This window comes from Chitinophaga pinensis (assembly GCF_007896845.1).
GTDB lineage: Bacteria > Bacteroidota > Bacteroidia > Chitinophagales > Chitinophagaceae > Chitinophaga > Chitinophaga pinensis_C.
In genome coordinates this window covers 225266-249244 of sequence record NZ_VOHS01000008.1, presented here as the reverse complement: position 1 = coordinate 249244, position 23979 = coordinate 225266, and the positions used below count along the sequence as shown (strand labels likewise).

The 23979-nt window shown below is 43.3% G+C and carries 27 protein-coding genes and 2 tRNA genes; 14 read left to right on the top strand and 15 right to left on the bottom strand.

Annotated elements, in window-relative coordinates; genetic code table 11:
- Positions 1–9 precede the first annotated feature (9 nt).
- Genes FEF09_RS11280 through FEF09_RS11270 form a run of 3 tightly spaced genes read left to right on the top strand, consistent with a single transcriptional unit; the run spans position 10 to position 3749 of the window.
- Positions 10–1476 (top strand): RagB/SusD family nutrient uptake outer membrane protein, encoded by a 1467-nt coding sequence (locus FEF09_RS11280; RefSeq protein WP_146305202.1) that lies wholly within the window; start codon positions 10–12, stop codon positions 1474–1476.
- A gap of 14 nt (positions 1477–1490) precedes the next feature.
- Entirely contained in the window at positions 1491–2321 is an 831-nt protein-coding gene (locus tag FEF09_RS11275; RefSeq protein ID WP_146305201.1) for a DUF4843 domain-containing protein, read from the top strand.
- A 15-nt stretch (positions 2322–2336) separates the two neighbouring features.
- Positions 2337–3749: a PKD-like family lipoprotein gene (locus FEF09_RS11270; RefSeq protein ID WP_146305200.1), complete on the top strand. Its 1413-nt coding sequence runs from the start codon at positions 2337–2339 to the stop codon at positions 3747–3749.
- Between the two features lie 102 nt (positions 3750–3851).
- Here the strand turns inward: FEF09_RS11270 and FEF09_RS11265 are convergent, their stop codons facing one another.
- Entirely contained in the window at positions 3852–4325 is a 474-nt protein-coding gene (locus FEF09_RS11265; protein ID WP_146305199.1) for a hypothetical protein, read from the bottom strand.
- Positions 4326–4386: 61 nt separating this feature from the next.
- A complete protein-coding gene (locus FEF09_RS11260) occupies positions 4387–4785 on the bottom strand; it encodes a nuclear transport factor 2 family protein (RefSeq protein WP_146305198.1) in 399 nt (132 codons plus the stop codon).
- A 104-nt stretch (positions 4786–4889) separates the two neighbouring features.
- Between FEF09_RS11260 and FEF09_RS11255 the strand changes: the two genes are divergently transcribed.
- The 6 genes from FEF09_RS11255 (at position 4890) to FEF09_RS11235 (ending at position 8147) form a co-directional block, all read left to right on the top strand.
- Positions 4890–5885 (top strand): AraC family transcriptional regulator, encoded by a 996-nt coding sequence (locus FEF09_RS11255; protein ID WP_146305197.1) that lies wholly within the window; start codon positions 4890–4892, stop codon positions 5883–5885.
- A 37-nt stretch (positions 5886–5922) separates the two neighbouring features.
- Positions 5923–6330, top strand: a complete 408-nt coding sequence (locus FEF09_RS11250; RefSeq protein ID WP_146305196.1) for a MarR family winged helix-turn-helix transcriptional regulator — start codon at positions 5923–5925, stop codon at positions 6328–6330.
- A gap of 103 nt (positions 6331–6433) precedes the next feature.
- On the top strand, positions 6434–6715 hold the full coding sequence (locus tag FEF09_RS11245; RefSeq protein ID WP_146305195.1) for a hypothetical protein: 282 nt from the start codon (positions 6434–6436) through the stop codon (positions 6713–6715).
- A 72-nt stretch (positions 6716–6787) separates the two neighbouring features.
- Positions 6788–6988: a PhzF family phenazine biosynthesis protein gene (locus FEF09_RS32830; protein WP_261387415.1), complete on the top strand. Its 201-nt coding sequence runs from the start codon at positions 6788–6790 to the stop codon at positions 6986–6988.
- 2 nt (positions 6989–6990) lie between these two features.
- Positions 6991–7575, top strand: coding sequence for a PhzF family phenazine biosynthesis protein (locus tag FEF09_RS11240; RefSeq protein ID WP_261387414.1), 585 nt, complete (start codon positions 6991–6993; stop codon positions 7573–7575).
- A 122-nt stretch (positions 7576–7697) separates the two neighbouring features.
- A complete protein-coding gene (locus tag FEF09_RS11235; RefSeq protein ID WP_146305194.1) occupies positions 7698–8147 on the top strand; it encodes an ester cyclase in 450 nt (149 codons plus the stop codon).
- Here the strand turns inward: FEF09_RS11235 and FEF09_RS11230 are convergent.
- Positions 8115–8438 (bottom strand): hypothetical protein, encoded by a 324-nt coding sequence (locus FEF09_RS11230; RefSeq protein ID WP_146305193.1) that lies wholly within the window; start codon positions 8436–8438, stop codon positions 8115–8117. The two genes, FEF09_RS11235 and FEF09_RS11230, sit on opposite strands and share 33 nt — an antisense overlap.
- A 77-nt stretch (positions 8439–8515) precedes the next feature.
- On the opposite strand from FEF09_RS11230, the gene FEF09_RS11225 reads away from it, so the two are divergent.
- Entirely contained in the window at positions 8516–9307 is a 792-nt protein-coding gene (locus FEF09_RS11225) for a carbon-nitrogen hydrolase family protein (protein WP_146305192.1), read from the top strand.
- Between the two features lie 193 nt (positions 9308–9500).
- On the opposite strand, the gene FEF09_RS11220 is transcribed toward FEF09_RS11225, so the two are convergent.
- The 8 genes from FEF09_RS11220 to FEF09_RS11185 all read right to left on the bottom strand — a co-directional run bounded on the left by FEF09_RS11220 (position 9501) and on the right by FEF09_RS11185 (position 16804).
- Complete coding sequence (locus FEF09_RS11220; protein WP_146305191.1) at positions 9501–9914, bottom strand: hypothetical protein; 414 nt, start codon at positions 9912–9914, stop codon at positions 9501–9503.
- A gap of 462 nt (positions 9915–10376) precedes the next feature.
- On the bottom strand, positions 10377–11183 hold the full coding sequence (locus FEF09_RS11215) for a helix-turn-helix domain-containing protein (RefSeq protein WP_146305190.1): 807 nt from the start codon (positions 11181–11183) through the stop codon (positions 10377–10379).
- 56 nt (positions 11184–11239) lie between these two features.
- Entirely contained in the window at positions 11240–12046 is an 807-nt protein-coding gene (locus FEF09_RS11210) for an SDR family oxidoreductase (protein ID WP_146305189.1), read from the bottom strand.
- Between the two features lie 165 nt (positions 12047–12211).
- Positions 12212–12283 (bottom strand) — tRNA-Arg (locus tag FEF09_RS11205).
- Positions 12284–12372: 89 nt separating this feature from the next.
- On the bottom strand, positions 12373–14181 hold the full coding sequence (locus FEF09_RS11200) for an AMP-dependent synthetase/ligase (protein WP_186774293.1): 1809 nt from the start codon (positions 14179–14181) through the stop codon (positions 12373–12375).
- A gap of 28 nt (positions 14182–14209) precedes the next feature.
- On the bottom strand, positions 14210–14500 hold the full coding sequence (locus tag FEF09_RS11195; RefSeq protein WP_012788789.1) for a 2TM domain-containing protein: 291 nt from the start codon (positions 14498–14500) through the stop codon (positions 14210–14212).
- A 387-nt stretch (positions 14501–14887) separates the two neighbouring features.
- Positions 14888–16120 (bottom strand): MFS transporter, encoded by a 1233-nt coding sequence (locus FEF09_RS11190; protein ID WP_146305188.1) that lies wholly within the window; start codon positions 16118–16120, stop codon positions 14888–14890.
- A gap of 9 nt (positions 16121–16129) precedes the next feature.
- Positions 16130–16804 carry a FadR/GntR family transcriptional regulator gene (locus FEF09_RS11185; RefSeq protein WP_146305187.1) on the bottom strand — a complete coding sequence of 225 codons (675 nt, stop codon included), beginning with the start codon at positions 16802–16804 and terminating at the stop codon, positions 16130–16132.
- Positions 16805–16963: 159 nt separating this feature from the next.
- Here FEF09_RS11185 and FEF09_RS11180 point away from each other — a divergent pair, with 159 nt between their 5' ends.
- The 3 genes from FEF09_RS11180 to FEF09_RS11170 all read left to right on the top strand — a co-directional run bounded on the left by FEF09_RS11180 (position 16964) and on the right by FEF09_RS11170 (position 18481).
- Positions 16964–17614: a tetratricopeptide repeat protein gene (locus FEF09_RS11180; protein WP_146305186.1), complete on the top strand. Its 651-nt coding sequence runs from the start codon at positions 16964–16966 to the stop codon at positions 17612–17614.
- Between the two features lie 143 nt (positions 17615–17757).
- Positions 17758–18327: a MarC family protein gene (locus FEF09_RS11175; RefSeq protein WP_146305185.1), complete on the top strand. Its 570-nt coding sequence runs from the start codon at positions 17758–17760 to the stop codon at positions 18325–18327.
- Positions 18328–18409: 82 nt separating this feature from the next.
- Positions 18410–18481 (top strand) — tRNA-Arg (locus tag FEF09_RS11170).
- A gap of 75 nt (positions 18482–18556) precedes the next feature.
- Here the strand turns inward: FEF09_RS11170 and FEF09_RS11165 are convergent.
- The 4 genes from FEF09_RS11165 to FEF09_RS11150 form a co-directional block, all read right to left on the bottom strand.
- Complete coding sequence (locus FEF09_RS11165; protein ID WP_146305184.1) at positions 18557–20251, bottom strand: leucine-rich repeat domain-containing protein; 1695 nt, start codon at positions 20249–20251, stop codon at positions 18557–18559.
- A gap of 38 nt (positions 20252–20289) precedes the next feature.
- A complete protein-coding gene (locus tag FEF09_RS11160; RefSeq protein ID WP_146305183.1) occupies positions 20290–21201 on the bottom strand; it encodes a glycosyltransferase family 2 protein in 912 nt (303 codons plus the stop codon).
- A gap of 169 nt (positions 21202–21370) precedes the next feature.
- Positions 21371–21910, bottom strand: coding sequence for an SRPBCC family protein (locus FEF09_RS11155; RefSeq protein ID WP_146305182.1), 540 nt, complete (start codon positions 21908–21910; stop codon positions 21371–21373).
- A 90-nt stretch (positions 21911–22000) separates the two neighbouring features.
- Positions 22001–22309 carry a hypothetical protein gene (locus FEF09_RS11150; RefSeq protein WP_146305181.1) on the bottom strand — a complete coding sequence of 103 codons (309 nt, stop codon included), beginning with the start codon at positions 22307–22309 and terminating at the stop codon, positions 22001–22003.
- 195 nt (positions 22310–22504) lie between these two features.
- Between FEF09_RS11150 and FEF09_RS11145 the strand changes: the two genes are divergently transcribed.
- Positions 22505–23971, top strand: a complete 1467-nt coding sequence (locus FEF09_RS11145; protein WP_146305180.1) for a DUF3375 domain-containing protein — start codon at positions 22505–22507, stop codon at positions 23969–23971.
- Positions 23972–23979: the final 8 nt, after the last annotated feature.

The window sequence follows — 23979 nt, the reverse complement described above, 5'->3', positions numbered from 1 at the left end:
AGCAGCAAGATGAAGAAATATTATACACTTATAATAGTGATGGCGACCGGTTTGATGTCCTGCAGTAAATGGCTGGATGTAACGCCGAAATCAGAAGTGTCGCAGGGGGCTTTATTCAGCACACAATCAGGTTTTGAAGAAGCACTGAACGGTGTGTACAGCCGTTGTACACAGGAAGATAGTTACGGTAAGGAGATCACTTGTGGTTTTCTGGATGTGCTGGCACAGAACTATGTTATTACGAGTCAGGATCCACAGGCTTATAAACAGACCTCCTTGTATAACTATGCAGAGGAGAACTTCATGAGAAGAAGAGACGATGCATGGAAAGCGCTGTATGCTGCTATAGCAAACAGTAATCTGATACTACATCATATAAAAGGACAGGAGAAATTATTTGCCGGTAAGGAATATTCACTGATCAAAGGTGAAGCATTAGCTTTGAGAGCATACCTCCATTTTGACCTGCTGCGTTTGTTCGGTCCGTCTTATGTGGTTGATCCGAATGCATTGGCTATTCCATATGTAATGGATTTCTCCAAAAAGGTTACACCTATGTCAAGTGTACGTCAGGTACTGGATTCTGCTATTCTGGACCTGACCGAGGCAAAAGCATTACTGAAAGTATCTGATCCGATTCTGGATGCCGGTTATAAAGTTGGTTATCCTGCAAAAGATTCCAGTACAGAAGAATCAGGTGCTTTGTTTCTGCAGAATCGCCGTCATCGTCTGAACTATTATGCTGTTTGTGGTGAACTGGCAAGAGTCTATCTCTATAAAGGCGATAAGGCAAACGCACTGGTGAATGCGCTTGAGGTAATTAATTCGAATAAGTTCCCATGGACGCGTCAGAATGATTTCCTTAATCCGAATGATGAAAAGAAAGATCGTATCCTCTACAGAGAATTACTGTTCGGGTGGTATGTACCTAATATGTCTGGTGCATTGAACAGCCGCTTCAGAAATGGTGAAAGCGCATTGTTTATTACCAGCTCTGAAGGGCAGAATATGTACGAAACCGGTGGTGTTGGTGGAGACGACTTCCGTTACAAACAATGGTTCAGTGAGCAGAGTGGTGGTCTTGGTACCCGTTTACAGCTCGAAAAATACTACCGTGACGGTGATGCGAACATCCACTACCAGATGGCTCCAGCTATCCGTCTGAGCGAAATGTATTATATCGCGGCAGAGTGTACGTTTGATACTGATCCTGCAAAAGCATGGGATTACTTTAATGAAGTAAGGCTTCACAGAGGTATAGGTACCCGTATTACGGAAGAGCGTTCAAAAGATGTATTCATGACAGAGCTTGTAAAGGAAAGTCGTAAGGAGTTTTATGGTGAAGGTCAGATCTTCTACATGTATAAACGTCTTAACAGGGCAGTAACAGGGCTGGCGGGTATCCAGTATCCGGCTACGAATAAAATGTTCGTATTCCCTTTACCTGATGATGAAATCCAATTCGGTAACAGATAAAAACCTACGGCCAGATGAAAAAGATTTATTTATTCGGAGTTCTTTGCTGTATGGTCTTGTTTGCCTGCAAGAAAGACGAAACTCCTTTATTTGATACAACAGAGAGCGTTTATTTTGATTTCACACCTGATGATCCGAATGATAAAACAGACAGTCTGTTGTATTCATTCGCCTATTTCCCTGATAAAGGAGAAGATACCGTATATGTGCCGGTGAGAATTTCAGGTTTTCGTGTTTCACACGAACGCACCTTTATATTGGAAACGGTAGATAGCAGTACTACTGCGAAATCAGGTCTGGATTTCAAAGCTCTGGAAAAAGAGTATGTCATGCCGTCGGATTCAGGTGTATGTATGGTACCATTGATCCTTTATAACAAGGATACCGTGTTAAAGTCTAAAACACTCACCATCGGCCTTACCCTGAAAGCATCCAAAGACTTCGGTGTCTCCTTCAAACTGCAGAATAAAGGTATTGTGAAGTTTTCCAACAGACTGGAAAAACCAAACTGGTGGAACACCTGGGCTGGTGAACTGGGAGACTACTCCCGTGTGAAACACGAGCTTTTCATCAGGGTATCCGGGGCAACCGAGTTGGGTACAAATTTGCAGGATTTCAACACGATTCCGAAGGCACTCTATCACACAAGACGTTTCAAAACCTTCCTGCTCGATCCTTTTAAATGGGTAGAGCAATTCGCCACAGAGGGTTATGTCATTACGAAAGAGACAGACGGTTTTTACTATTTCTACAGTAGCAAGAACCCTGATAATAAATACAAGCTGGAACTGAACCCGGATGATGGCAGATATTATTTCAGGGATGAAAATGGTAAACGTATCTAGGCAAAACTTACAACAATGAAGAAATCACTTTTTTATATACTTATTGCTGCTTTGCTTCCCGTTCTGTCATCCTGCTTCAAGGATAAAGGGAACTATGATTATGTAAAAGTCGAAGAGCCGGTTATTTCCAATCTGGATACAGCCTATACTGTTTTAACCGGTGATAGTCTGATCATCGTGCCTAAAATAACACTTCCGGGTGGCAGAACTGATATGACCTGCCACTGGATAATACAGATCCCTTCGGAAGCCCGTTCGGATGATTACGATGGGCCTGCACTGAGAATTTTGTATGGTCTTGGTTCAAACAGATACAGCTGTATCCTGACCGTAAAGGACAATACAACCGGTATGAAGTATTTCTACGAATTCTTCATCAACGGTAAAACAGAGTTTACTTCAGGCACATTGGTGCTTTCTGATGAAGGCGGACAGGCGAAACTTTCCTTTGTTAAGCCGGATGGTTCTGTGAAACCTGATCTGTATCCGGCAATCAATGGTGAAAGTCTGGGTACAAATCCATTGCAGATAGTACCATTGCGTAACCAGTATTATCTGAACGTAACGCTTTCTTACTGGATCGTGTGTGCCGGAGGTACTAATCCTGCGGTGCAGATCAGCCCTGATGATCTGAAACGTATGAAATACCTGAAGGAGAATTTTTATGATCCACCGGGAGAGATCCGCCCCTCTTATTTTCAGAAGTTGCTGGATGGAACGACTACTGCTGTAATGAATGATAAATTGTACTTCGGAACAGTAGAAACAGCGCCTTTCGGTACCTATTATGGTTATTTCAGTAATCCGATTGCAGGCGATTATAACCTGTCCGGAGACCTTGTTTTTACCAGCAATGATAAAGGCTTATACTACCTCGGTTTTGATAAAGCGAAGAAGCGTTTCCTGCGTTTTGACCGTACAACCTATTTCGGTACAAATTATACACAGGAAGATTCACTGTTTAATCCAAAGGATCTGAAGATGGATCTGCTGGATCTTGAGAAGATTACAGAAAACGATGTATACGCCTTTTGTGACAGTGTTGGTCAGACGTATGAACTCAAGTTCGCCCTGAACTTTCTGGAAGGAAATTCAAGGTTCAAAACCCTCTACAAACGTAAGTTTAAAGGAGACAGTCTGATGACAGCACAAACCAAATGGCAGTCCTCGGCCTTAGGTGTATTTTACTTCACCTCTCATGATAAGATCTATCGTTACAATCCGCTTAATCAGGAAATCAGACAGCTGGATGCGAACTTTGGTGGCAAAGACGTGACCATGATCAAAGTAATGGATGAGGTGAATAAAATGATTGCAGGCACCGATGGAAGTTATTACACCCTTGATATAAGTACCGGGAAGAACGGCAATATTCTTAATCAGACACATGGTCTCCCCGGAAAAGTAGTTGACGTCTTTATACGATGATAGCATCTATAACTATCCTGAAACCCTATCAACCAACCATTACAAAAAACGGAACGCCCCACGATTCAATCGTGGGGCGCTGTTTTTCCTGAAAGGAACAGATTATTTGCAATCTCCTTTTACAAAAGGAGTTTCCTCATATTTCAGCTTCGTCAGGTCTTTTTCGAATACAGGTACACCTTCCTTATCCAAAGAAGACGGAATAGCCTCATATGCCTTGTTATTTTCCAATTTGAATACAACAGGCCTTAAACTGGTCTGTCCCTCACTCATAAAGTGGTATTCCGCCTCAATGATGTTATTATTGATCGTACCGGTGATCGTACCCTGGTTTTTGTCTTTTTCAAAGAGATGGTATTCCAGCTCGCCATTGATTACTTCATTGTCTGTATGGAACTGCAGATAAGAAGTATCCTTGCCGGAGATACGGGTAAAGCATTGAGGACCTGCTGCTATGATGGCCGGATCAGGAGCGGTAACTGTGCTGTCTTTCCCTTCCGTTTCAGAGCTGGTATTGCCGGATTGTTGACAACTTAGCATGGTCAGTAAGGCTGCAGCTGCAAAATATAGTTTCATGTGACTGGTTTTTGCCTTATAGAACGAATAGTGTGCCAAGGAGTTACTTTACCAGATTAATTTATTTTCCCCAGAAACGGTCTTCCTGTTCCAGATCTGTGGAGTAGATCTTCGCCTTGACAATTTTGCCGCCCGTAACGGTGTAAACGTCAATGTTATCCACATTCAATGTAGTGCCTGCCGCCCCTTCCGCTGTCCATTGAATAAGACAAGCCACACTGTTGCCACTTACTGCCATCTCCCTGACCTTTGCCAGTGCAAGCGTATTATTGGTATGAGCAAACATACCGCCCACCATCTGGAATACCTCATTAATGTCCTTTTTAAAACCGGAGAAACGGTTATTGCCGGGTTGTTCCCACTCTACAGCCGGATCGAGTAAAGCTGCCAGTGTTTGATTGTCTCCCTGCTGTACCGCAGTCAGAAATTGCGTCACTACCTGTTTTGCCTGATTTTCCATGTTGTTTGTTTTTATTTAGGTGATTGTTTAATGCAAAACTATTTCCGATAAGGCGGGGGCTTATTATCTTTATACGACAAATAATTACCATTTCGCGACAGGTTATGGAGAATATGCGCCGGCGTTTTGTACTGAATCTTATTGCATACGCAGCTTTGCGTGATGTGCCGGCTATACAGTTATGTCGTCTGGCTGGTATAGATCTGCCGGCATTACAGGGTACCGGAGACTATATTATCAATAATCAACAGCTGAATAATCTGTGGCGGGAAGCCAGTACATTGGCAGACGATACCATGTTTGGCCTGCATTTCGGAGAGTCATTACAATTGTCCGCATTGGGAATTGTAGGGGAAATTATCCGGACAAGTAAAACTGTCGGAGAGGCAGTAGAGCAGGCGGCCGCATTGTCACACCTTCTTACTGATTTGTTTCGCGTGATTGTTGAGCGGAAGGAGTCTCATTTTATTATACGATTTCTGCCATTGACAGAACGGACGGATATGTTTGTTTTCAGACAAACAATCGAACTGTTTATGGTCTTTGTTGTGCATGAACTGGATGGGCTGTTGTTGCGTAAAGTGAAGCCGGAAGCAGTACAACTGCCTTACAGAGTAGAACAGGAAGCCGAATATACACGTGTGTTTCGCTGTAATATAGAAAAGAGTACAGACGACTATGCGCTGGTGTTTGACAATCGCTATTGGTCAGAATCTTTACTGAGTGCCAATTATGAAATACAACGTACGCTGCTACAGAAGGTGGCTGCGCATAACAGCACGGAAGGCGATTCATTAAGAGAAAAAATACATCAATACCTGCTGACGAATGCTTATCTCGGAATAAGATCTCTGAGCGAGATCGCAGCTAATTTTAATGTCAGTCCGAGAACACTACAACGTAAATTAAAAGAAGAAGGAATTAATTATCAGGATGTAGCAGACGAAGTCAGGAAATCACTGGCCATACATTACCTTGAAGAAGGCGGTTATGCCGTCAAGACAATCTCCTATATGCTGGGGTACAATGAACTGAGCGCATTTACAAGAGCTTTTAAAAGATGGACAGGAAAAACACCTGTCAGTTATCAGAAAAATTAAATAACAGGTCCTACTTACTATTTTTAACAACTACACTATGGAAGCTAACAAGCCGCTTGGCTGGTATCTGAAAGAAGCAGACAAACGTATTACTGCTTTTTTAAATGATGAATTTGCAGATCTTTCTATTTCCCGTCATCACTGGATGATCATGCAGCGGATCGCAGATGAAGGAAGTATTGTTACCTGGGAGTTTTTTCAGGAAATAAAGTCAACGGTCTCCGTACAGCAATTCGGAGAAATTATACAATCAATGCTTGATCGGGGCTGGGTAACTGTTTCGGTGGAGGATAAATGTATCTTCACTGCGGAAGGAATGGAAGCGTACCGGCAAATAGGAATTATGCAGCAAGAGAGATCAGGCCGTATGTTGAATGGTATCACCGAAGCAGAGTATAATCTGATGATCAGCGTATTGAACAGGATAATCGGGAACATAGGGTAACTACGACTGCAGCAGCTAAAAACTGTTTTGGCTGTAATTGATTAATCGATACTTTTGTCTGGTCCCTGTGGGACTTTTAATGTTAAAATAAAACAATATTAATATGGCAAAGTTACCCAAGTTTATGATTGCTGATGATCCTGTTACGGATCCTGACAATGAGTATATCTTCCACACAGAGCAACCCCGTTTCTTCGCTAAACGTGTTGATGAAGACGAGGAAAACGGTCATATTGATATCGTTGCTGAACTGGATAACGTGGATGAGTTCTTTAAGAACGATCCGGGTAAGAAAGAAGAGTTACTCGGACAGCTGGAAGAATGGTACTATTCTTATCTTGAATGGCTGGAAGAAGATGAGTTTGATGAAGAAGATGAAGAATAGTCAGACGATATTTTATCTTACTATGTAGAAAGTCAGCAATTTGCTGACTTTCTACGTTTAATACCCTTTCCCATGACCGAATTGAATTTATATCAGGTTGACGCATTTACTGCAGATGTTTTTGGCGGTAATCCTGCCTGCGTTATCCCTTTGGAAGAATGGCTGCCGGATGAACAGCTGTTGTTACTTGCGAGGGAGAATGCTGTGGCTGAGACCGCATTTTTATCCCGCAGGGAGATGGATTTGCATTACGCTGGTTTACACCGGAAATAGAAATGGACCTGTGTGGTCATGCTACTTTGGCTGCAGCACATGTGATTAAAACGTTCCTTAATTACGATAAAGACAGTATACTGTTTTCTTCTGCCAGTGGACCATTAAAAGTGACTTTCAGCGGGGAGCGGTATGTACTGGACTTTCCTTCCAGAAAGCCGGTATCCGCTGCATTACCCGATGTGATCAGCCGTTCTTTGAGTAAGCAACCACAGCTTGTATTAAAGGCGAGAGATTATGTACTGGTATATGCCGTTGAACAGGATATCCGTGATATACAGATAGACCGGCAGATGCTGGACCAGATCAATCTTGATCCGGGAGGAGTGATCATCACCGCACCCGGCGAAAACTGTGATTTTGTATCCCGCTTTTTTACGCCACAGGCTTCGATATTGGAAGATCCTGTAACAGGCTCTGCCCATTGTTCACTCATTCCTTACTGGAGTGAAAAGCTGGGGAAAAAGGAACTGAAAGCATTACAGTTATCTGAACGACTAGGAACCTTATTCTGTACTGATAATGGAGAGCGGGTACTCATCGCAGGCCATGCCCGTACCTACTCGGCAGGTAAATGTTGGCTATAGTTACTGTGTGTATCCCATCTTTACACTGACTATTGTTTTATTGGTAAATGCTACGGAGATAAATCAATGATTTTTTACAATTCGGCGTGGCGGCTGGTAGCTAGTTTTGTAAAAAACAAACAATGAAATTTTTAGTATTCCTGTCGGCTGTAATAGTAATGCCTTTATTATCAGCAGCGCAGACAATAAAAAAAACGGAGCATACCATGAACAACAAAGCAGTAATCAAAAAGATGTATGAAGAAGTCTTCAACAAAAGAGATATGTCCAATGTATCTCAGTTCGTTTCAGCTACTTATCCGGGTACATTCGGGCAACAATTACAACCATTGATCGCTGCCTTTCCGGATGCACAATGGCTGATTAAAGACATGGTAGCAGAAGATGATAAAGTGGTTGTATTCCAGCAATTCGAGGGCACCCATAAGGGAACTTTTCAGGACATTCCTGCTACAGGAAAACATGTGACAGGAGAGGGGATTGTCAAGTATGAACTGAAAGATGGAAAGATCATCAGCAGTCATGTGCTTACTGATCGTTTAGGCTTTTTGCAGGCATTGGGCGCCCGATAAATCCTGTTGGCTGTCCAATGCATAATATCGCTTATGCTTACCATCCCATTTTTCAAGAATAGTGTAAGGTCTTAAAATTTCTACTCTCTTTAAAGGTACGGTCGTTGCATATCCTACATATGTGTCACGGATGATCAGTGTATCTGTACTGTAATATGTTCGTAGTGATGCAACGTCTTTTTCATGAAGAGGCGTATATGGTGGTTGTTGTGTTATTCCGCCCGTTTCCTGCAGTGTGGCGCAACCAGAGATAAATAACATAGCAGATAACAGTACTATAGGAAATTTCATATGGTGGCGATATCTATGAATATACAACAAACTATACAAGCATATTCTATAATTTTGCCCGCATATAAACCGTCTTTATGAAACTTGCATTAGCGTCACCTCCTTTCCCGAAGTCCTTGCAGGATGGACTGTTCTGGCTGGAAAAACTGGTAAAAGAAGCCGTTGCTGAAAACGCTGAAATTATCTGTTTTCCTGAATCATATCTGCCTGGTTATCCGGGTATGGGATATACCCCGGAAGATCGTTCCAGAAAGTCTTTATTGCATGCGCTGGCGAAAGTATGCGACATCGCAGCGGAACACGCTATTACGATTATTGTTCCTATGGATTGGTATATAGATGAGCAGCTGGTGAATCTTGCCTTTGTCGTTTCCGCTAAGGGCGAAGTATTGGGCTATCAGACGAAAAACCAGCTTGATCCGACAGAGGATGAGTGGTGGACAGCTGGCACTACCCGTAGTATTTTTGAAGTGAATGGAGTGAAGTTTGGTATTACGATCTGTCATGAAGGATTCCGTTATCCTGAATCTGTGAGATGGGCTGCACAGCAAGATGCGAAGATCGTATTTATGCCTCATTTTGGTGGAAGTGAAACGGAAGGTGTGGAACTGAAAGAATGGGGCGCAAAAGAGAATCCTTACTACGAAAAGGCAGTCATGCTCAGAGCAATGGAAAATACAATTTATACGGCCAGTTCTAATTATGCATGCCGCTACTCACATGCTGCCTCTTCACTGGTCGCTCCCGATGGTACTTGTATCGCACATGCAGCATATGGGGATGTCGGCGTTGTAGTTGTTGAAATTGATCCGGAAAAAGCAAGCGGATTATTGGCGAAGCGATTTAAGCATGCACTCTATCATTCCTGACGTACAAAATAACAGGTCTGCTGAAACGTGGCTGCATAGCAGTAGAGTAGTTTTGTAGCGTTCAGCTCTTTCATATATGGTCTGACTATAGTCTGACTATACTCATCTTACGTTAATGCTACGTAAAAAAGGTAGCATTAACGTAAGATGATAAGGAGATAATCAGGAATAAGACTTCTTTAGCGGTCAGGACTTATTCTTCTCTGATGAAAATAAGGACTTCGCCTGCGTCGGGATCGCCTAGTGTGATTATAATGTCATAAGGTGGTTTATTACCCAAGAATCCTATGCTGGTATATTGTTTATTGAAGTTTGTTAATCCGATGCCCCAGTGTGTCTCTACGTTTGATCCGTTATCTACATTGCCTACACTTTCGATATTCCATTTTCCTTTGGCAGAAACATTGCCTTTGATCCTTTTTTTTGAACTGTTCACATGCTCTGGAAAGACGTCAGGCATATCGCAGATCGTATAAGTGCCGTTTTTCCTTAGTTCGATGTAACTCTCTTTTCCAGCCTTGTTAACTGTGTCCTGCGATACTGTTTGTTCGCCGAACCTATAAGTGCCGATAAGATCTTCGAAGTCCGGTTTATGGGTCGTATACATGTGTGCGTATGGATCATACTGACATGCTGAGTAGAATAATAGTAAAACAATAAGAAACAGGTACTTGTAAAATGTCATAAACGGGAATTGTGTGTTGAAAATGGCTAACTGTGTTACAAAGGTAAGAATTACCATTTTTCCTGTAGCTGCGTTCAGTCCCCGCCGACTAAAAGGACGCTGGTTTATGGATCGTTCACGCGCCTTTTAGTCTGCATATGGGTTGAAATGGGGATAAATAGTATATCCCCCGACTTTGTAAGAAGGAGTTAATTGATATCGTCAAACAGTTGGATATAGGCCGGAGTAATTTCGACGGCGTAAAGAAAGCAGAAATAAGGGAAGAATGTGAAAAAGGGGCATTTACAAAGCGTCTACAAGTCCTAAATATTATTGATTATCAATTGCTTATTAAGGCGGTTTTATTGGACTTTCCGGGTTTTATGCAGCTTGATAATGAAGTACTCAGACGACCATAGAGGGCGAAGTACCGAATAGCTTTTTGAATGCCGTAAAGAAATGTGAGTAGTCATTAAAGCCAACCTCCATATATACGTCTGTAGGCTTCATTTTCTTTTCTTTTAACAAGACATGTGCTGCTTCCAGCTTTTTCTGTATCAGCCACTTGCCAGGAGTCGTGTGAAATATCTTTTCGAAATCACGCTTAAACGTGGAAATGCTCCGGCCGGTGAGATAAGCCATATGTTCCAGATCGCCGCTGTATTGATAGTGCTCTTCCATAAACTCCTGCAGGTCTATTTTCCCCGGTTCACTGAAGTCAAAGAGAAGACGTTTGAGTTCGGGGTTGGCCTCCATGAATATCAGTACGGCTTCTTTCACTTTTGTTTTTAGCAATTCTCCGGTGATCTGGTGGCTATGTTCGAGGTAAGGTAACAAGGAGTCAATATAGTTTTTGAAAAGATGGTTGGGCCGTAGTGGAAGCACATTGTCATAATGCTGACTGGCTGCAATACTCCGTTCATATGGTGCTGATATATCCAGCAAGGTGTTTTTATCAATGCAGATAGCAATTGAGCGATATTCTTCGCCTTCATGCGGCAGTTTTACAAATTTGCTTAACCTGTTTCTTACCGCGAAACGGATATCACCGGCCTTAAAGGTCTGTGATTTATTGCCAAAATACGCGATCGAGGTGCCGGCAAGAATGTATTCGATCACATGTTGCCTGACCAGCAATTCTGCGTCAACGGTTTTATGTGAAACGCAGGCATAGACAATCTGCGGTATGTTTGGATCTGTTGTAGCTGCCATGTTATAAATATACTTAAAAGAAGGTCAGGCCATTGCTGACCTGACCAATGGCATTATCAGCCTAAGAATATTGTTGACATTTCATGACGGGAAGCTTCTGCTCCGACTTCCAGACGTCTTTCGTACATGCCTCTCGCATCTGCACCAGCGGTGTAGTGTACCTGATCTTTGCCGTCTGTTACGGCTTCATATACGACTGCTGCTACCTCTTCTGCGGTAGAGCCGGCAGTATTTGGATCCATCATACCTTCCACTACTTTTGTATACCGGTCAAATGCTTCCTGATAAGGAACTGCGGTCGCTTGTTTAATATTAGCCGCAAAAGCCGTACGGATAAATCCCGGCGCTACTGTCTTTACGCCGATTCCCCATGGAGCCAATTCATAGGTCATTCCTTCGCTGAATGCTTCCAGTCCCCATTTTACTGCATGATACAGACTGGCAAAAGGAAAGGTAACGAGACCGGCAATTGATGTGACATTGATGAACATACCACCTTGTTGCGCTCTGAAATGAGGGGTGAATGCATGGGTAATTCTGATTGCTCCCAGCAGATTGGTGTCTATCTGTTTGGAGATATCTTCATCTGCAAAGGCTTCTAATGGTCCTACGGCGCCATAAGCAGCATTGTTCAGCACAACGTCAATTGGTCCGAGAGCAATAGCCGCCGCTACGGTTGACCTGATCTGCTCCGGATTGGTGATATCCAATGGGAGTACTGTTACCCTTTCTAATCCGCTGAAGTCTTCCCCTTTTCCGGTATTACGCATGGTGGCAATTACATTCCATCCATGATGATGAAACAGCTGTACTGCTGCTTTGCCGAGACCGCTGGAGGTCCCTGTAATGAATATTGTTTTCATGTGTTGCTTTCGTTTTGAATTGTGATACAAAGAAAGCATGAACCGGGGTGGCGGACATTGTTGTGAAGTTCAAATCATATGGGTAGGAAGGTCATTGGGTAGAAGATGGTCTATGAAGACATCTGGAAATAAAAAAAGCCAGCAAAACTGCTGACTTTCATTTTGTAGCCCGGACAAGAATCGAACTTGTATCTAAAGTTTAGGAAACTTCTATTCTATCCATTGAACTACCGGGCCATAGGGCAAAAACCCTAAAGTGGAGTGCAAAAGTAAACGTTTTTTATATATTTCAAGCAAAACGCCTAAAAATTGCACAGCAATACCACTTAATTGTAGATTTTTTCAATTTGTTGCTCATATCGTTGAGCGATCACTTTCCGTTTCACTTTCAGGGTGGGAGATAATTCTCCGTTGGCGATTGTCCATTCTTTCGGCAGTAATTCGAACTTTTTGATCTGTTCGATATGGCTGAAATATTGGTTGTATTTCTCTACTACCTGTTTGTAAAGTTGTTGGATATCAGTGTTTTGTAGTAGCTCTTCGTGATTGCTGGTACGAATGCCTTTTTTCGCTGCCCAGCTTTCCAGATTAGGGAAAGAAGGTACTACGAGTGCACCGGTAAATTTACGGTTCTCGCCTACAACCATGATCTGCTCAATAAAAGGAGATTCCTTGAACTTGTTTTCGATCGGCTGTGGCGCCACGAATTTACCACCGGAGGTTTTGAAGAGTTCTTTTTTACGGTCGGTGATCTTCAGAAACTTATTATTAACAAGCACGCCGATATCACCGGTATGGAACCATCCATCGATGATGGATTCTTTGGTGAGATCAGGGCGTTTGTAATAGCCTGGTGTGATGTTAGGTCCTTTACAGCAGATTTCTCCGTCTTCTGCCAGTCTGACTTCTACATTACTGATCAGCGGACCGACAGTACCAAACATGCGATCTTTTTCATCAACGCGGTTCACGCTGATCACCGGTGATGTTTCTGTCAGTCCGTATCCTTCCAGAATAGGAATATTCGCAGCAGTAAAGATTTTTAATAAACGTACCTGACAGGGAGCGGAGCCCACTACAATGGCATCAATATTACCACCGAGTGCTTCTCTCCATTTTTTGAATACGAGTTTATTGGCAATGGACAGCTGGAAATTATACCACCAGCCCAATGATTTATTGATCTCATATTTTTTGCCCAATTCAACAGACCAGAAGAAGAGTGCACGTTTAACTCCTTTCAGTTCGAGGCCTTTCGCCATGATCTTTTCATATACCTTTTCCAGCAAACGCGGAACGGTTGTAAAGATACTTGGCTTCACCTCACGCAGGTTATCTGCGATAGTATCCATGCTTTCAGCGTAGTAGATAGGCACACCTGCGGTGAGGTATACATAAGTCACCATGCGTTCAAACACGTGATTCAGCGGCAGAAAACTCAATGCCCTCGCTTCCAGACTAACAGGAAGATAGGGGATACAGGCGGTAACGTTACTCATGATATTATCATGCGTGAGCATTACACCTTTGGGCGTACCAGTGGTACCGGATGTATAGATAATAGTGGCCAGCTGGTCTGGTTTTATCGCTTCGCGGATAGCCGGTATGCGATCCATATCAGCCTTTGTAGCCATTTCCGGAATTTCCAGCCAGTGGCGTACGCCTTCTATTTTATTGAAAGAATAGATCTCTTTAAGATGCGTCAGTTTATGCCGGATGGGTTTGAGCTTCTCAAGCATATCTTCTCCGCTGATGAACAGGAGGGAAGCACCTGAATCGTTCAGGATAAACTCCATTTCGTGTTCACTTAATGTCGGATATAGTGGGGCAAGAATAGCGCCTGCCTGTTGACAGGCGAGGTCTGTGATCACCCATTCCGGACGGTTAGGAGAGATGATCGCAATTTTATCACAACCTTCAGGAGTTGCATCCCCCTTACCTATTCCAAGTTGTAGCAGCCCGGCGCTGAAACGCAATGATAGATCGGCTACTTCCTGTGTGCTGTATTTTCTCCAGACATTGTTTTCTTTTCCTACCAGCATGTCTGTTTTTGGGAAATTCTTTAGCTGGTGTTCGATTACATCAAATAATCTTCGTGGCTGCTGCTCCATGTTTATAGAAAGCTTTGGTGTCATGCGTTACGCCTGTTAAAAGTAGTGGAATTTATACGCCTCTGCGCTGCTTTTCTTCCTGCAGTTTTTCATATTCTTTTACAGCATCACCAAATGGATCGCGATGCCATGCGTTAAAGTACTGGAATGCCAGTCCGAGTCCCCAGCCCAGCGCCGGCCATACAGGCCACGGTGTGCCATGGTGTCCGGGGCCTTGTGTAACGAACCAGAGCACCCAGAAAAAGGCATTCATAATCAGATAAATGAGCAGGGAATTTCTGAAAGCTGCTCTTGACTTAGCAATCTTCCAGAGTCGTTCATCACGTTGCGTCGTTGTTTCCATATGTATTTGAGATTTTTAGAAAGGCTTGAATAAATATAATGTTTTTTATTGAATAGTGTTGTAGGAGCTGAATAGTTGGGAGGGGAGGAAATGGGGGTGTTAAAATTCACTGTCCAGTCTGTAACTGCTATGTTATTTCAGCATCACCTGCTAATTTTGAAACAAGACCTGAAGGACAGACTACGTTACGCGATACAAGAATATATCCCGTTATTCCACGAATCACACTTAAACTTATTGCTTGAACATTATTACGCTATTATATAAAGATTGTGTCTTAATGGTTATTTAATTGATGAAACCCAGAGCGTTTTATCTAATAATGCACTCACCAGTCTCTGGTGATAAAATTCCTTTTACCACAAGGGACCGGTGAGCTGGTTTTTTTTATTTTGTTTTACCTGTACGATCTACGTTGGGCAGGAAACCTGTGAGCAATCCTATCAGCGGGAGATAGGCACATACATCAAATACATAGCTGATACTTGTGCTGTCAGCCAGTTTCCCTAATAGTGCAGATCCGATACCACCCATCCCGAACGCCAGTCCGAAGAATAGTCCGGCGATCATTCCTACTTTACCCGGCACCAGTTCCTGCGCATATACAAGTATTGCAGAAAATGCAGATGACAGTATCACGCCGATGAAAACACTGAGCACAGATGTCCAGAGCAGATTGGCATGTGGCAATAACAATGAGAAGGGTGCTACACCAAGAATAGAGATCCATATCACATACTTTCTGCCGATACGGTCGCCTACAGGACCGCCGATAAAGGTACCTGCAGCAATCGCAAACAGGAAGATGAACAGGTATACCTGTGCACTCTGTACGGAGATATGGAATTTATCAATGAGATAGAATGTATAATAACTGGTCATACTCGCCATATAGAAGTATTTGGAGAAGATCAGCACCAGTAATATGCTTAACGCAAATGTTACTTTCCCTTTTGATAATTGTACATGTTGTACATCATCTGCTCCTTTGGATTTACTGCGGATGCGATGTGTGTTATTCCTGTACCATGATGCAATATTTAACATCACTACAATCGCCAGTAAGGCTGCCAGTGCAAACCAGCTGATGCTGGACTGCCCTTTTGGTACGATAATCATTGCCGCAAGTAATGGTCCTAATGAACTACCTGCGTTACCTCCCAGCTGGAAGAGTGACTGTGCCATACCATGTTTCCCGCCTGAAGCCATGTAGGCCAGTCTGGAGGCTTCCGGATGGAAGATAGAAGATCCTACACCTACAAGTGCTACAGACACCAATACAAGATAGAAATGATGTGCCTGTGAAAGGCTGATGAGTCCAAGCAGGGTAAAGCCCATCCCGATAGCCAGTGAATAGGGTTGAGGACGTTTATCTGTATAAAGCCCCACCAAAGGTTGCAGCAGTGATGCCGTCAGTTGATAGGTCAGCGTGATCAGTCCGATCTGACTGAAACTAAGCTTTAATGAATCTTTTACAATAGGGTAGATGGCAGGGATCAGTGACTGTATGGTGTCATTGATCATGTGTGAAAAACTCAGTGCCAGCAGTATAGAAAATACGGTATTGCTGGCTGCCTGTTGGGCCTGTGCTTTGGCTGTTTCCTGTAAAGTCTTTTCCATAGTGACTGTTTACTTTGTTGGCTCTTCGTTGTTGTGTTGTGCAATGCGTTGCGCCCAATGCCAGGCCTTCTGCGGGTCCTGCGCACTGATGCTGTTAAGTAGATTTTTATGCAATTGCTGGGTTTCTCTGAAAGTCTCCGCGTTTTTGAATTGTGCGAGGAAGTGATTTTTCAGGTGATGTGCCACCGTCTTATACAGGTCCGTCAGTATGCTGTTGCCCGACGCTTCTGCAATAGAAATATGAAAATTGATATCCGCCTCAATGGATGCTGCCGTATCATCAATATTGGCGGCTTCTTTCCTCTGGCGAAGCCAGTCTTCCATCTTAACCAGATCCTCAGCTGTTCTGTTCAGCGCTGCTTTCTGGGCAATCTTCATTTCAAGGAGCAGGCGTACCTCATCCAGATCATCAGCTGTAGCCCGTTTTAAACGCTGCGGGAATGGTTCTTCAATGCCTGTGCTGGCTTCTACGAAAGTACCCAGACCTTGTTGTACACGAAGTACCCCGCTGTTGGCCAGAATACGTACCGCCTCCCTGATAGAAGAACGACCGACACCAAAAGTCTGCATCAGTGCAGGTTCAGTGGGCAGTTTTTCGCCCGGTTTATAGGTGCCAAGAGAGATTTGTTCCTGTAGCCGCTGGGCTACTTCGTCGGCAAGACTGTTTTTTCTGATAGCTGTCATAACTTAAGTCATCATATCATCTGATGATTCAAAGGTAAAAGAATCTCTTAATATCGGCACATCTTTTTTTATTTATCTTTGCGCCTCTTATAATGTAATAAGCGGTAAAACGTGCAACTTTGTAAGGGCTCTATCTGATTTTAAAAACAAGATTCGCAAATGAAAGCATTTAATTTATTTATTCTATATCGTCTGCCATTAGGGATCCTTTTCCTGGTGGGTGGTGTTGCGCTGGGTATTACGGTAGGATGGTGGGAAGCTACTATTCCTTTGCTGATAGCCGTAGTATGCATTGTTACGCACTTTATGTTCGGACCAATGAGGCTGGTACAGGAAGCTGTTGAAGCCGGAGATATTGACAGGGCGATGAGAATGATGGATAAGATCGCTTTTCCTAAGCTGCTGTATAAACCTATCCGCTCGGTATATTACTTCATGCAGAGTAACATGGCGATGCAGAGTCAGGATCTTGACAAAGCGGAAGCTACTATCCGTCAGAGTATCGCGTCTGGTAGTCCGATGAAGGAATATGAAGGTATGCAGTACTTCCAGCTGGGTACCATCGCTTATCAGAAGAATGACCTGAAAGGCGCAGACCTGAACCTGAAAAAAGCGGTACGTATGGGATTGCCTGATAAGGAAAATACCGCTGCTGCATTACTGACCCTTGCCTCTATCTGTATGAGCCGTCGTGACTTCAGAACTGCTAAAGATTACCTCCGCAGGGCGAAAGCACAGAAAGCTACTACAGGTCAAATAGTTAGTCAGATCAAAGAAATGGATAAATACCTGTCCCGCATGCCGGGTTGATCATCTGACCGAATCACGGAAAAGGCGTCTCTCCATTGGAGGGACGCCTTTTTTAATGTCCTTACTAGTTCGAGGTATAGTAGTATATTTCCATATGTAATAACCAATTAAACCGTTATTTTTGTTTAAAACACGTTACTCCTATGTTCAGTTTTGACCAGATTCTGGCTATTACTTTCACGCTTTTCGCGGTAATTGATATTGTTGGTTCTATCCCGGTGCTGATTTCACTGAAAGAGAAGCTTGGCCATATTGATTCCGGGAAGGCGACTATTGCATCCGGTTTCCTGATGGTGCTTTTCCTGCTGGTAGGAGAACCTTTCCTCAATTTGCTGAGCGTAGATGTGCATTCCTTTGCCGTTGCAGGCTCGATTGTGATCTTTGTAATCGGATTGGAAATGATCCTCGGCGTTGAGTTCTTCAAAAGCGAAAAAGACACAAAAACAGGTAGTCTGATCCCGATTGCATTCCCCCTGATTGCAGGTTCGGGTACACTGACAACCATTATGTCATTGAAAGCCAACTATGAAGAGACCAATATCCTCGCAGGTATTTTGCTCAATCTGGTGATCATTTACGTCGTACTTCGCTCTCTGAACTGGATAGAACGTATACTTGGTAAAGCGGGTTTGATGGTGGTGCGTAAGTTTTTTGGGGTTATTCTGCTGGCGATCGCAGTAAAGATCTTCAAGACCAATCTCAATTTGAATTAAAAAAATGAGTGGCATCCCCTTTTGTAATTGATCTTTAAATACCTTAGTTTTGCCTTCCTTTCCTGATGAACAGGATGGCTTTGGCCTCGTAGTACAATGGATAGTATAAGAGTTTCCGAAGCTCCAGATACAGGTTCGATTCCTGTCGAGGCTACTAAAAAAGGCGATATAGCAATGTCCTGCTGTATCGCCTTTTTGTTTATAAGCCCTGCGCTTAACGAACCGGCTTTTAGAATACTATTTTCGTTGCCGGGAATCCCTGCATGATTTTCTCCTTTTCCTCTTCACTGAACTTATTATATCTCAGATCAAGGTATTCCAGTGCCTTCAGCTCGTAGATCGTTTCCGGCAGGTAGGGAAGTTCGTTGAAAGACAGATCCAGATATTTCAGTCCGGGAAGCTTATTGATGTCCTGTACATCTTCAGGGGTAATGCCGGGACTGATGATACAGGAGAATTTTCCATCTGCTTCCTGCTTTTTATTGTCCATGATCTTTTGCAGATGTCTGTATTCTTCAGGATCCTCCTGTGCCATCTCCTGCCAGATCTGTAGGGTCGCTTCGTCAAAATACTCCTTTTGTTCCTTGTGCCTGTCTATTTCCAGATGCTCCAGTGTTGGTATATTGAATACTTCCTTTTTCCAGCTGAGTAACTTGCGGCTGATGACCAGTTTTTTAAGTGTTTTCAGCTTTGTAAAATCAGGAAACACAGTCGCATTGGTACGGCTGCCGGTCCATAGGAATGTTTCCAGTGACGGTAACTGGTCGAATGCGGGTGGCAGTTCTGTGAAATAGTTCTCCCGCAGGTCCAGCACTTTCAGGTGTTTCAGCTGAAGTATCGCATAAGGGAATGCAAAGAATTTATTCAGATCCTTATAAGCGCTGTAAAAACTGATCTCTTCCAGATTTGCCGGCAGTATATAGGTTTCCGGTAGTTCCAGTCCGACATGATCTGCTTTCAGCGTTCTCAGATTAGCTAATGATTTAAAACTCTCAGGCAGTTGACGCAGTTCATAATTACCGCTGATATCCAGTATACGTAGGTTGGTCAATTGTCCGATGGCTGCTGATATTTTCTGCAGATCACAATTCACTAAATACAGTTCCTCCAGCTGGGTCAATGCACCTATTTCATCCGGAATTTCCTGTATTTCATTCTTTGATAGTATCAGTTTACGCAGGTTGCTGAGCAAAGCCAGTGACTTCGGAAATGCTTTCAGTTTCTTTTCTGTCAAATCCAGCTCTGTGACAGCTTCCGGATTGTTACCCGTCAGTTTTCTCAGTTGTTCTTCGTAGACCTCTCTGGGTGGTTTGATATTCTTTTTAAAAGGAGATTTGCCCTTTCTCAGCAGACCAATAATATTCCATGCATCGGCCTCGCCATTTTTGTCCAGCGCCGGTTTGACCATGGCAGTTGCCAGATCTTTACTGGTATAGTCATAGTCAAAGAAATCATTGTGATCGCTGTATAGGTTGATCAGCACAGCGCCTTCCGGTGTGATGCCGGAAGCGTGATCTGCATTGAGCACATAAGGAACATATGTCTTGCCCTCCACAGTAATAGAACCATGGTTATAGTATCCGTAGAAAGCATACTTCACCGTTGCGTTACCGGTAATATGTATCATTTCATCTCCGCTATAAAGTACGTCACAATGCACATTACCCAGTACCATCAGCGAAGGGTAGGAATCGCCCATGGCTATATCGCCGGTTACGGTCAGGTCTCCGTTAACAAATACCAGCACAGGATCTTCGCAGAAGGTTTCTGCCCGGTTGGTATCCAGGTCACCGTCTATATGGGTGTTACCATCAAAAAGAATAACATTGCCTTCGTCGATGCAATTGATAAGATCGTAGTGGGATACATCAAACTGCTCTCTGATAGTAGAGAACGACACAATTTTTGGAGTACTGGTTTTCACGATATAGGTAATTTTTATTAATGGATGTATGTCGGCGATTATGGATGTTCCCGCATCTGGAAAAACATCTTGATGCAATACAGGAATTTCCGGAAAGGATTCCGCTTTTTCATCGCCAGCAGATATTTCTTATTACCAAAGTACAGGCGCATACGATTGAAATTGTGTATAAGCGAGTAGCTTTCGTATGTTTCAAGTAGTTCAGCAAAGACTTTCTTTTCCTTCGCAAATGCCGGCGGACAGGAATCGCGGAATGTCAGCAACCTGAATTTAGTAGCATCCACCCTTTTTTTTGTTCCTGTATGTTTGCTGGTAACATTGCTGTCATGCTGTCTCCACTTTACAAAAGGCTTGTCAAGGTATTTAATGGTCCCATGCAGCGTTGTAAAGAATCCCAGCCAAAGATCATGCGGCATATCCGGGAAGGGGATAGCAGCATCCGCAATCTCTTTTTTTATGATCAGCGCATGACCGGCCACACAGTTGTCAGTAGCAAAAACAAGCGGATTGTCAAAGTCCTGTATCACTTTAAGATCAGAGTGATTCCAGCGTTTTTCCAGCTGATCATTCACGATTTCAGAGTCAGAAGTGATCATAGGATGATCACCTATCGCCGCCATCAGTTCAGCTGTTTTTTCCGGTAACCACACATCATCCTGATCTGAAAAAGAGATATAGCTTCCTTTGGATAAGGTGACACCTTTCTCAAAATTCTTGATATATCCCAGATTAACCTCATTCTCATATACGTGTACATGAGGGTATTGGCGGGCATATCTTTCCAGTATTTCTAAGGTATTATCGGTGCTGCGGTCATCTACAACAATGATCTCGGTATTGGGATACGTCTGCGCAATCAGCGAATCCATCTGTGATTCAATATACTTTGCTCCGTTATAGGTAGCCACCACTATCGATACCAGCGGTTGCGCTGCTGCTTGGCTTGACATAGAAAATCTGCTATTAAAAAATTAGCCCCGTAGGGCATGAGGGAGTAAAAATATTGATAATATTCATATTTACATAAAATCAGCTCAAGGCCTTCGGCAGGGACTGCTTTAAAAAATAAGGCGCTGGTAACTTTCTGTCACCAGCACCTTATCGCCTTATCCGGCTTTATTATTTTTCCAGTACGCCCTTCAGTCTTGTCAGACCTGTCTGCAGGTCATCACCGATCATCTTCTCAAAGTCCATGAACAGCAGCATCAGGTTAGAAGGATAGCCCATATGGCCATTAAAACCCCATTTTACCTTCGTTTGGGTCGGGGAAACTTCTTCGGTTGTCATATAAGCCTGTTCGGTAGATTCGAAGGGCTTATAGAAACGCAGCTCGAAATCAAGGCGTTCTCCTTCCGTGATCTTTTTGATCTCCTGTTCGCCTTTACCAACATCTTTTTTATCGCTGTCCCAGGCAGAAATAAAGCCCACAGTACCATCAGTACCGGTATAAGTCTTTTTCATATCCGGGTCCATCATAGCCCATTTACTGTAGTTATTCTGGTTTTTCAGCAGCTTGATGTAATCAAAAACCATCTGTTTGGGCTGGTTGATCACAATCTCCCGCTCAACATCGTAGTTCTTCTTTGTGAATACTGCTATCAGCAGCAAAATGGCAATAACGGCTACAATTAACAGGAGGATCCTCTTTAATACTTTCATGTAGTGTAGGTTTAAGTATATGTTTACGTGGATGGTATATAGCTACCCGATTTGTAAGAAACAATGCAATAGTGGAATTGTTCTCTGTGATTACTCCTGCCAGCTCATACACCTGATCACATAGGGAAACATGGCGCATACTGCCCGTCCGTTATACGTCGCTGGTTGAAATTGCTCCATCTTAAGAAACTCTTCGCAAAGACGCTCCTGCAATACGAATGGCATGTATGTCAGGAAAAAGACGTCTATGACCTTGCCCTGACTGTTCACCAGCAGTTTGGCGTATAAACCGGACAACATGCACTCCGGATCCTTTGCTGCCATCGATCCGATAATGGGGGAAATTTTAGTACTGGCATGCCGGTACATCGTCTCCTGAAAGTCGGGAAGGACTGGCATAATGTCAAATTGGTCGTATACAACCGCACATTTAGACTGACAAAATGCGGTTTTTTGCACTCCCAGGAGTACTAAACACATGATTAATAACACTTTCATAGTCAGGATATGAACCAAAATACGACTTTCCCATTATCCACAACCGTTCACAAATCCATTTTTTTTCTCCAAATTACAGCCCTTTGGGGATTTAATATGAATAAAGACGATCTATATTGGTTAATATCCACCTCGCCAGCCATCCAAATGCTTCGCTTGCGCAATATGCAATGGATTTTACCCTTCCTATATGGTGTTTTTAAGGAGGAGAACCGGTTTTCTATATCAGAAGGCCAGCTCACCCGTCTGCTTGCCGAAACGCTCGGCCAGCAGGACGATGGCACAGAAGATCTGGAAGAAGCAAAGATCAACTTTGGTGAGGATGAAGAAACCCGCGCCAGAAAGTATATCCTGAGCTGGGTCCAGAAAAGACTCCTGCAGGATCTGCCGGATGCCGAAGGGAATACCCAGTATCAGCTCAGTGCTTATACAGAAAAGGTGTTCCAGTGGATGCAGACCTTACAACTGCGTCAGCACGTAGGTACAGAAAGCCGCTTTAAGCTGCTTTTCAATTCCCTGCGGGACATTGTGGAGAATACAGAAGATGACAGAGCTAAGAAACTGGAAATATTAAAGAATAAAAGATCGGAACTCGACAAAGAAATCAAAGCACTGGAACTGGGTATCGTACCCGACAGGTACAACAATGCGCAGGTGGAAGAACGTCTGGAACTGTTCACCCGACTGTGTTATGAACTGATCAGCGACTTCCGTGAAGTGGAAGATAACTTCAAAGCCATTCACCGTACTATTGTAGAGCAACATACCAAAGCTGAACAAAGCAAAGGCGCTATCATCGGCTTCGCATTTGAAGCATATGATTCCCTGCGCAACAGTAATCAGGGTAAGAGCTTCTATGCGTTCTGGGACTTTCTGATTTCCCGCGCAGGACAGGAAGAATGGAGAGCGTTGACTGAACAGCTCGTGCATACCGTTGAAGAGCGAAGTATCAAAGCGGATGACCAGTTCCTGTTGAACATCAAATCCATGTTGTTACAACAGGGCAAAACTGTATATGACGCCAATGATAAGATGGCAGAAAAGCTCAGCCGTATTATCTCCGAAAAAGAAATAGCACGCCACAGACGTTTACGGAAGCAGATCAATAACATTAAAGAATTCGTATTCGATCTGATTGAAGACCAGAATATTGAATGTGGTATTAACATAGACGACAGCGCGCAGATCAGAATGGTGATGGAAAAGAAACTGTCGCTGGAACAGAAAAAATCAGCAGTAGAAGTGAAACAACCTGCTAATGCAACTGAACAGATTGCAGACGTAGAACGCTTCAGCCGTATGCTGAACACTTCCTTTATCAATAGAAAACAGCTGTGGGAAAAAGTCGAAACGGTACTGAAGAATAAACAGACAGCTACATTGAAAGAAGTGCTGGAGGAATCTCCGTTGGAATACGGTCTTGCAGAAGTTATCAGTTACTATGATTTCCTGCGTGAAAAATCCAGCCGCGCATACATTGTAAAAAACACTACAGAACTGATTCCGTTAAATCCGGAACAGACAAGATTTGTAGAAGTTCCATATCTATTATTTGGTAAATAACAGCATAC

Excerpts from the sequence above, each read along its gene's own strand:
- FEF09_RS11280 (WP_146305202.1), top strand. The coding sequence starts at position 10 with ATGAAGAAATATTATACACTTATAATAGTGATGGCGACCGGTTTGATG.
- FEF09_RS11275 (WP_146305201.1), top strand. The coding sequence starts at position 1,491 with ATGAAAAAGATTTATTTATTCGGAGTTCTTTGCTGTATGGTCTTGTTT.
- FEF09_RS11270 (WP_146305200.1), top strand. The coding sequence starts at position 2,337 with ATGAAGAAATCACTTTTTTATATACTTATTGCTGCTTTGCTTCCCGTT.
- FEF09_RS11265 (WP_146305199.1), bottom strand. The coding sequence starts at position 4,325 with ATGAAACTATATTTTGCAGCTGCAGCCTTACTGACCATGCTAAGTTGT.
- FEF09_RS11260 (WP_146305198.1), bottom strand. The coding sequence starts at position 4,785 with ATGGAAAATCAGGCAAAACAGGTAGTGACGCAATTTCTGACTGCGGTA.
- FEF09_RS11255 (WP_146305197.1), top strand. The coding sequence starts at position 4,890 with ATGGAGAATATGCGCCGGCGTTTTGTACTGAATCTTATTGCATACGCA.
- FEF09_RS11250 (WP_146305196.1), top strand. The coding sequence starts at position 5,923 with ATGGAAGCTAACAAGCCGCTTGGCTGGTATCTGAAAGAAGCAGACAAA.
- FEF09_RS11245 (WP_146305195.1), top strand. The coding sequence starts at position 6,434 with ATGGCAAAGTTACCCAAGTTTATGATTGCTGATGATCCTGTTACGGAT.
- FEF09_RS32830 (WP_261387415.1), top strand. The coding sequence starts at position 6,788 with ATGACCGAATTGAATTTATATCAGGTTGACGCATTTACTGCAGATGTT.
- FEF09_RS11240 (WP_261387414.1), top strand. The coding sequence starts at position 6,991 with ATGGACCTGTGTGGTCATGCTACTTTGGCTGCAGCACATGTGATTAAA.
- FEF09_RS11235 (WP_146305194.1), top strand. The coding sequence starts at position 7,698 with ATGAAATTTTTAGTATTCCTGTCGGCTGTAATAGTAATGCCTTTATTA.
- FEF09_RS11230 (WP_146305193.1), bottom strand. The coding sequence starts at position 8,438 with ATGAAATTTCCTATAGTACTGTTATCTGCTATGTTATTTATCTCTGGT.
- FEF09_RS11225 (WP_146305192.1), top strand. The coding sequence starts at position 8,516 with ATGAAACTTGCATTAGCGTCACCTCCTTTCCCGAAGTCCTTGCAGGAT.
- FEF09_RS11220 (WP_146305191.1), bottom strand. The coding sequence starts at position 9,914 with ATGTATACGACCCATAAACCGGACTTCGAAGATCTTATCGGCACTTAT.
- FEF09_RS11215 (WP_146305190.1), bottom strand. The coding sequence starts at position 11,183 with ATGGCAGCTACAACAGATCCAAACATACCGCAGATTGTCTATGCCTGC.
- FEF09_RS11210 (WP_146305189.1), bottom strand. The coding sequence starts at position 12,046 with ATGAAAACAATATTCATTACAGGGACCTCCAGCGGTCTCGGCAAAGCA.
- FEF09_RS11200 (WP_186774293.1), bottom strand. The coding sequence starts at position 14,181 with ATGACACCAAAGCTTTCTATAAACATGGAGCAGCAGCCACGAAGATTA.
- FEF09_RS11195 (WP_012788789.1), bottom strand. The coding sequence starts at position 14,500 with ATGGAAACAACGACGCAACGTGATGAACGACTCTGGAAGATTGCTAAG.
- FEF09_RS11190 (WP_146305188.1), bottom strand. The coding sequence starts at position 16,120 with ATGGAAAAGACTTTACAGGAAACAGCCAAAGCACAGGCCCAACAGGCA.
- FEF09_RS11185 (WP_146305187.1), bottom strand. The coding sequence starts at position 16,804 with ATGACAGCTATCAGAAAAAACAGTCTTGCCGACGAAGTAGCCCAGCGG.
- FEF09_RS11180 (WP_146305186.1), top strand. The coding sequence starts at position 16,964 with ATGAAAGCATTTAATTTATTTATTCTATATCGTCTGCCATTAGGGATC.
- FEF09_RS11175 (WP_146305185.1), top strand. The coding sequence starts at position 17,758 with ATGTTCAGTTTTGACCAGATTCTGGCTATTACTTTCACGCTTTTCGCG.
- FEF09_RS11160 (WP_146305183.1), bottom strand. The coding sequence starts at position 21,201 with ATGTCAAGCCAAGCAGCAGCGCAACCGCTGGTATCGATAGTGGTGGCT.
- FEF09_RS11155 (WP_146305182.1), bottom strand. The coding sequence starts at position 21,910 with ATGAAAGTATTAAAGAGGATCCTCCTGTTAATTGTAGCCGTTATTGCC.
- FEF09_RS11150 (WP_146305181.1), bottom strand. The coding sequence starts at position 22,309 with ATGCCAGTCCTTCCCGACTTTCAGGAGACGATGTACCGGCATGCCAGT.
- FEF09_RS11145 (WP_146305180.1), top strand. The coding sequence starts at position 22,505 with ATGAATAAAGACGATCTATATTGGTTAATATCCACCTCGCCAGCCATC.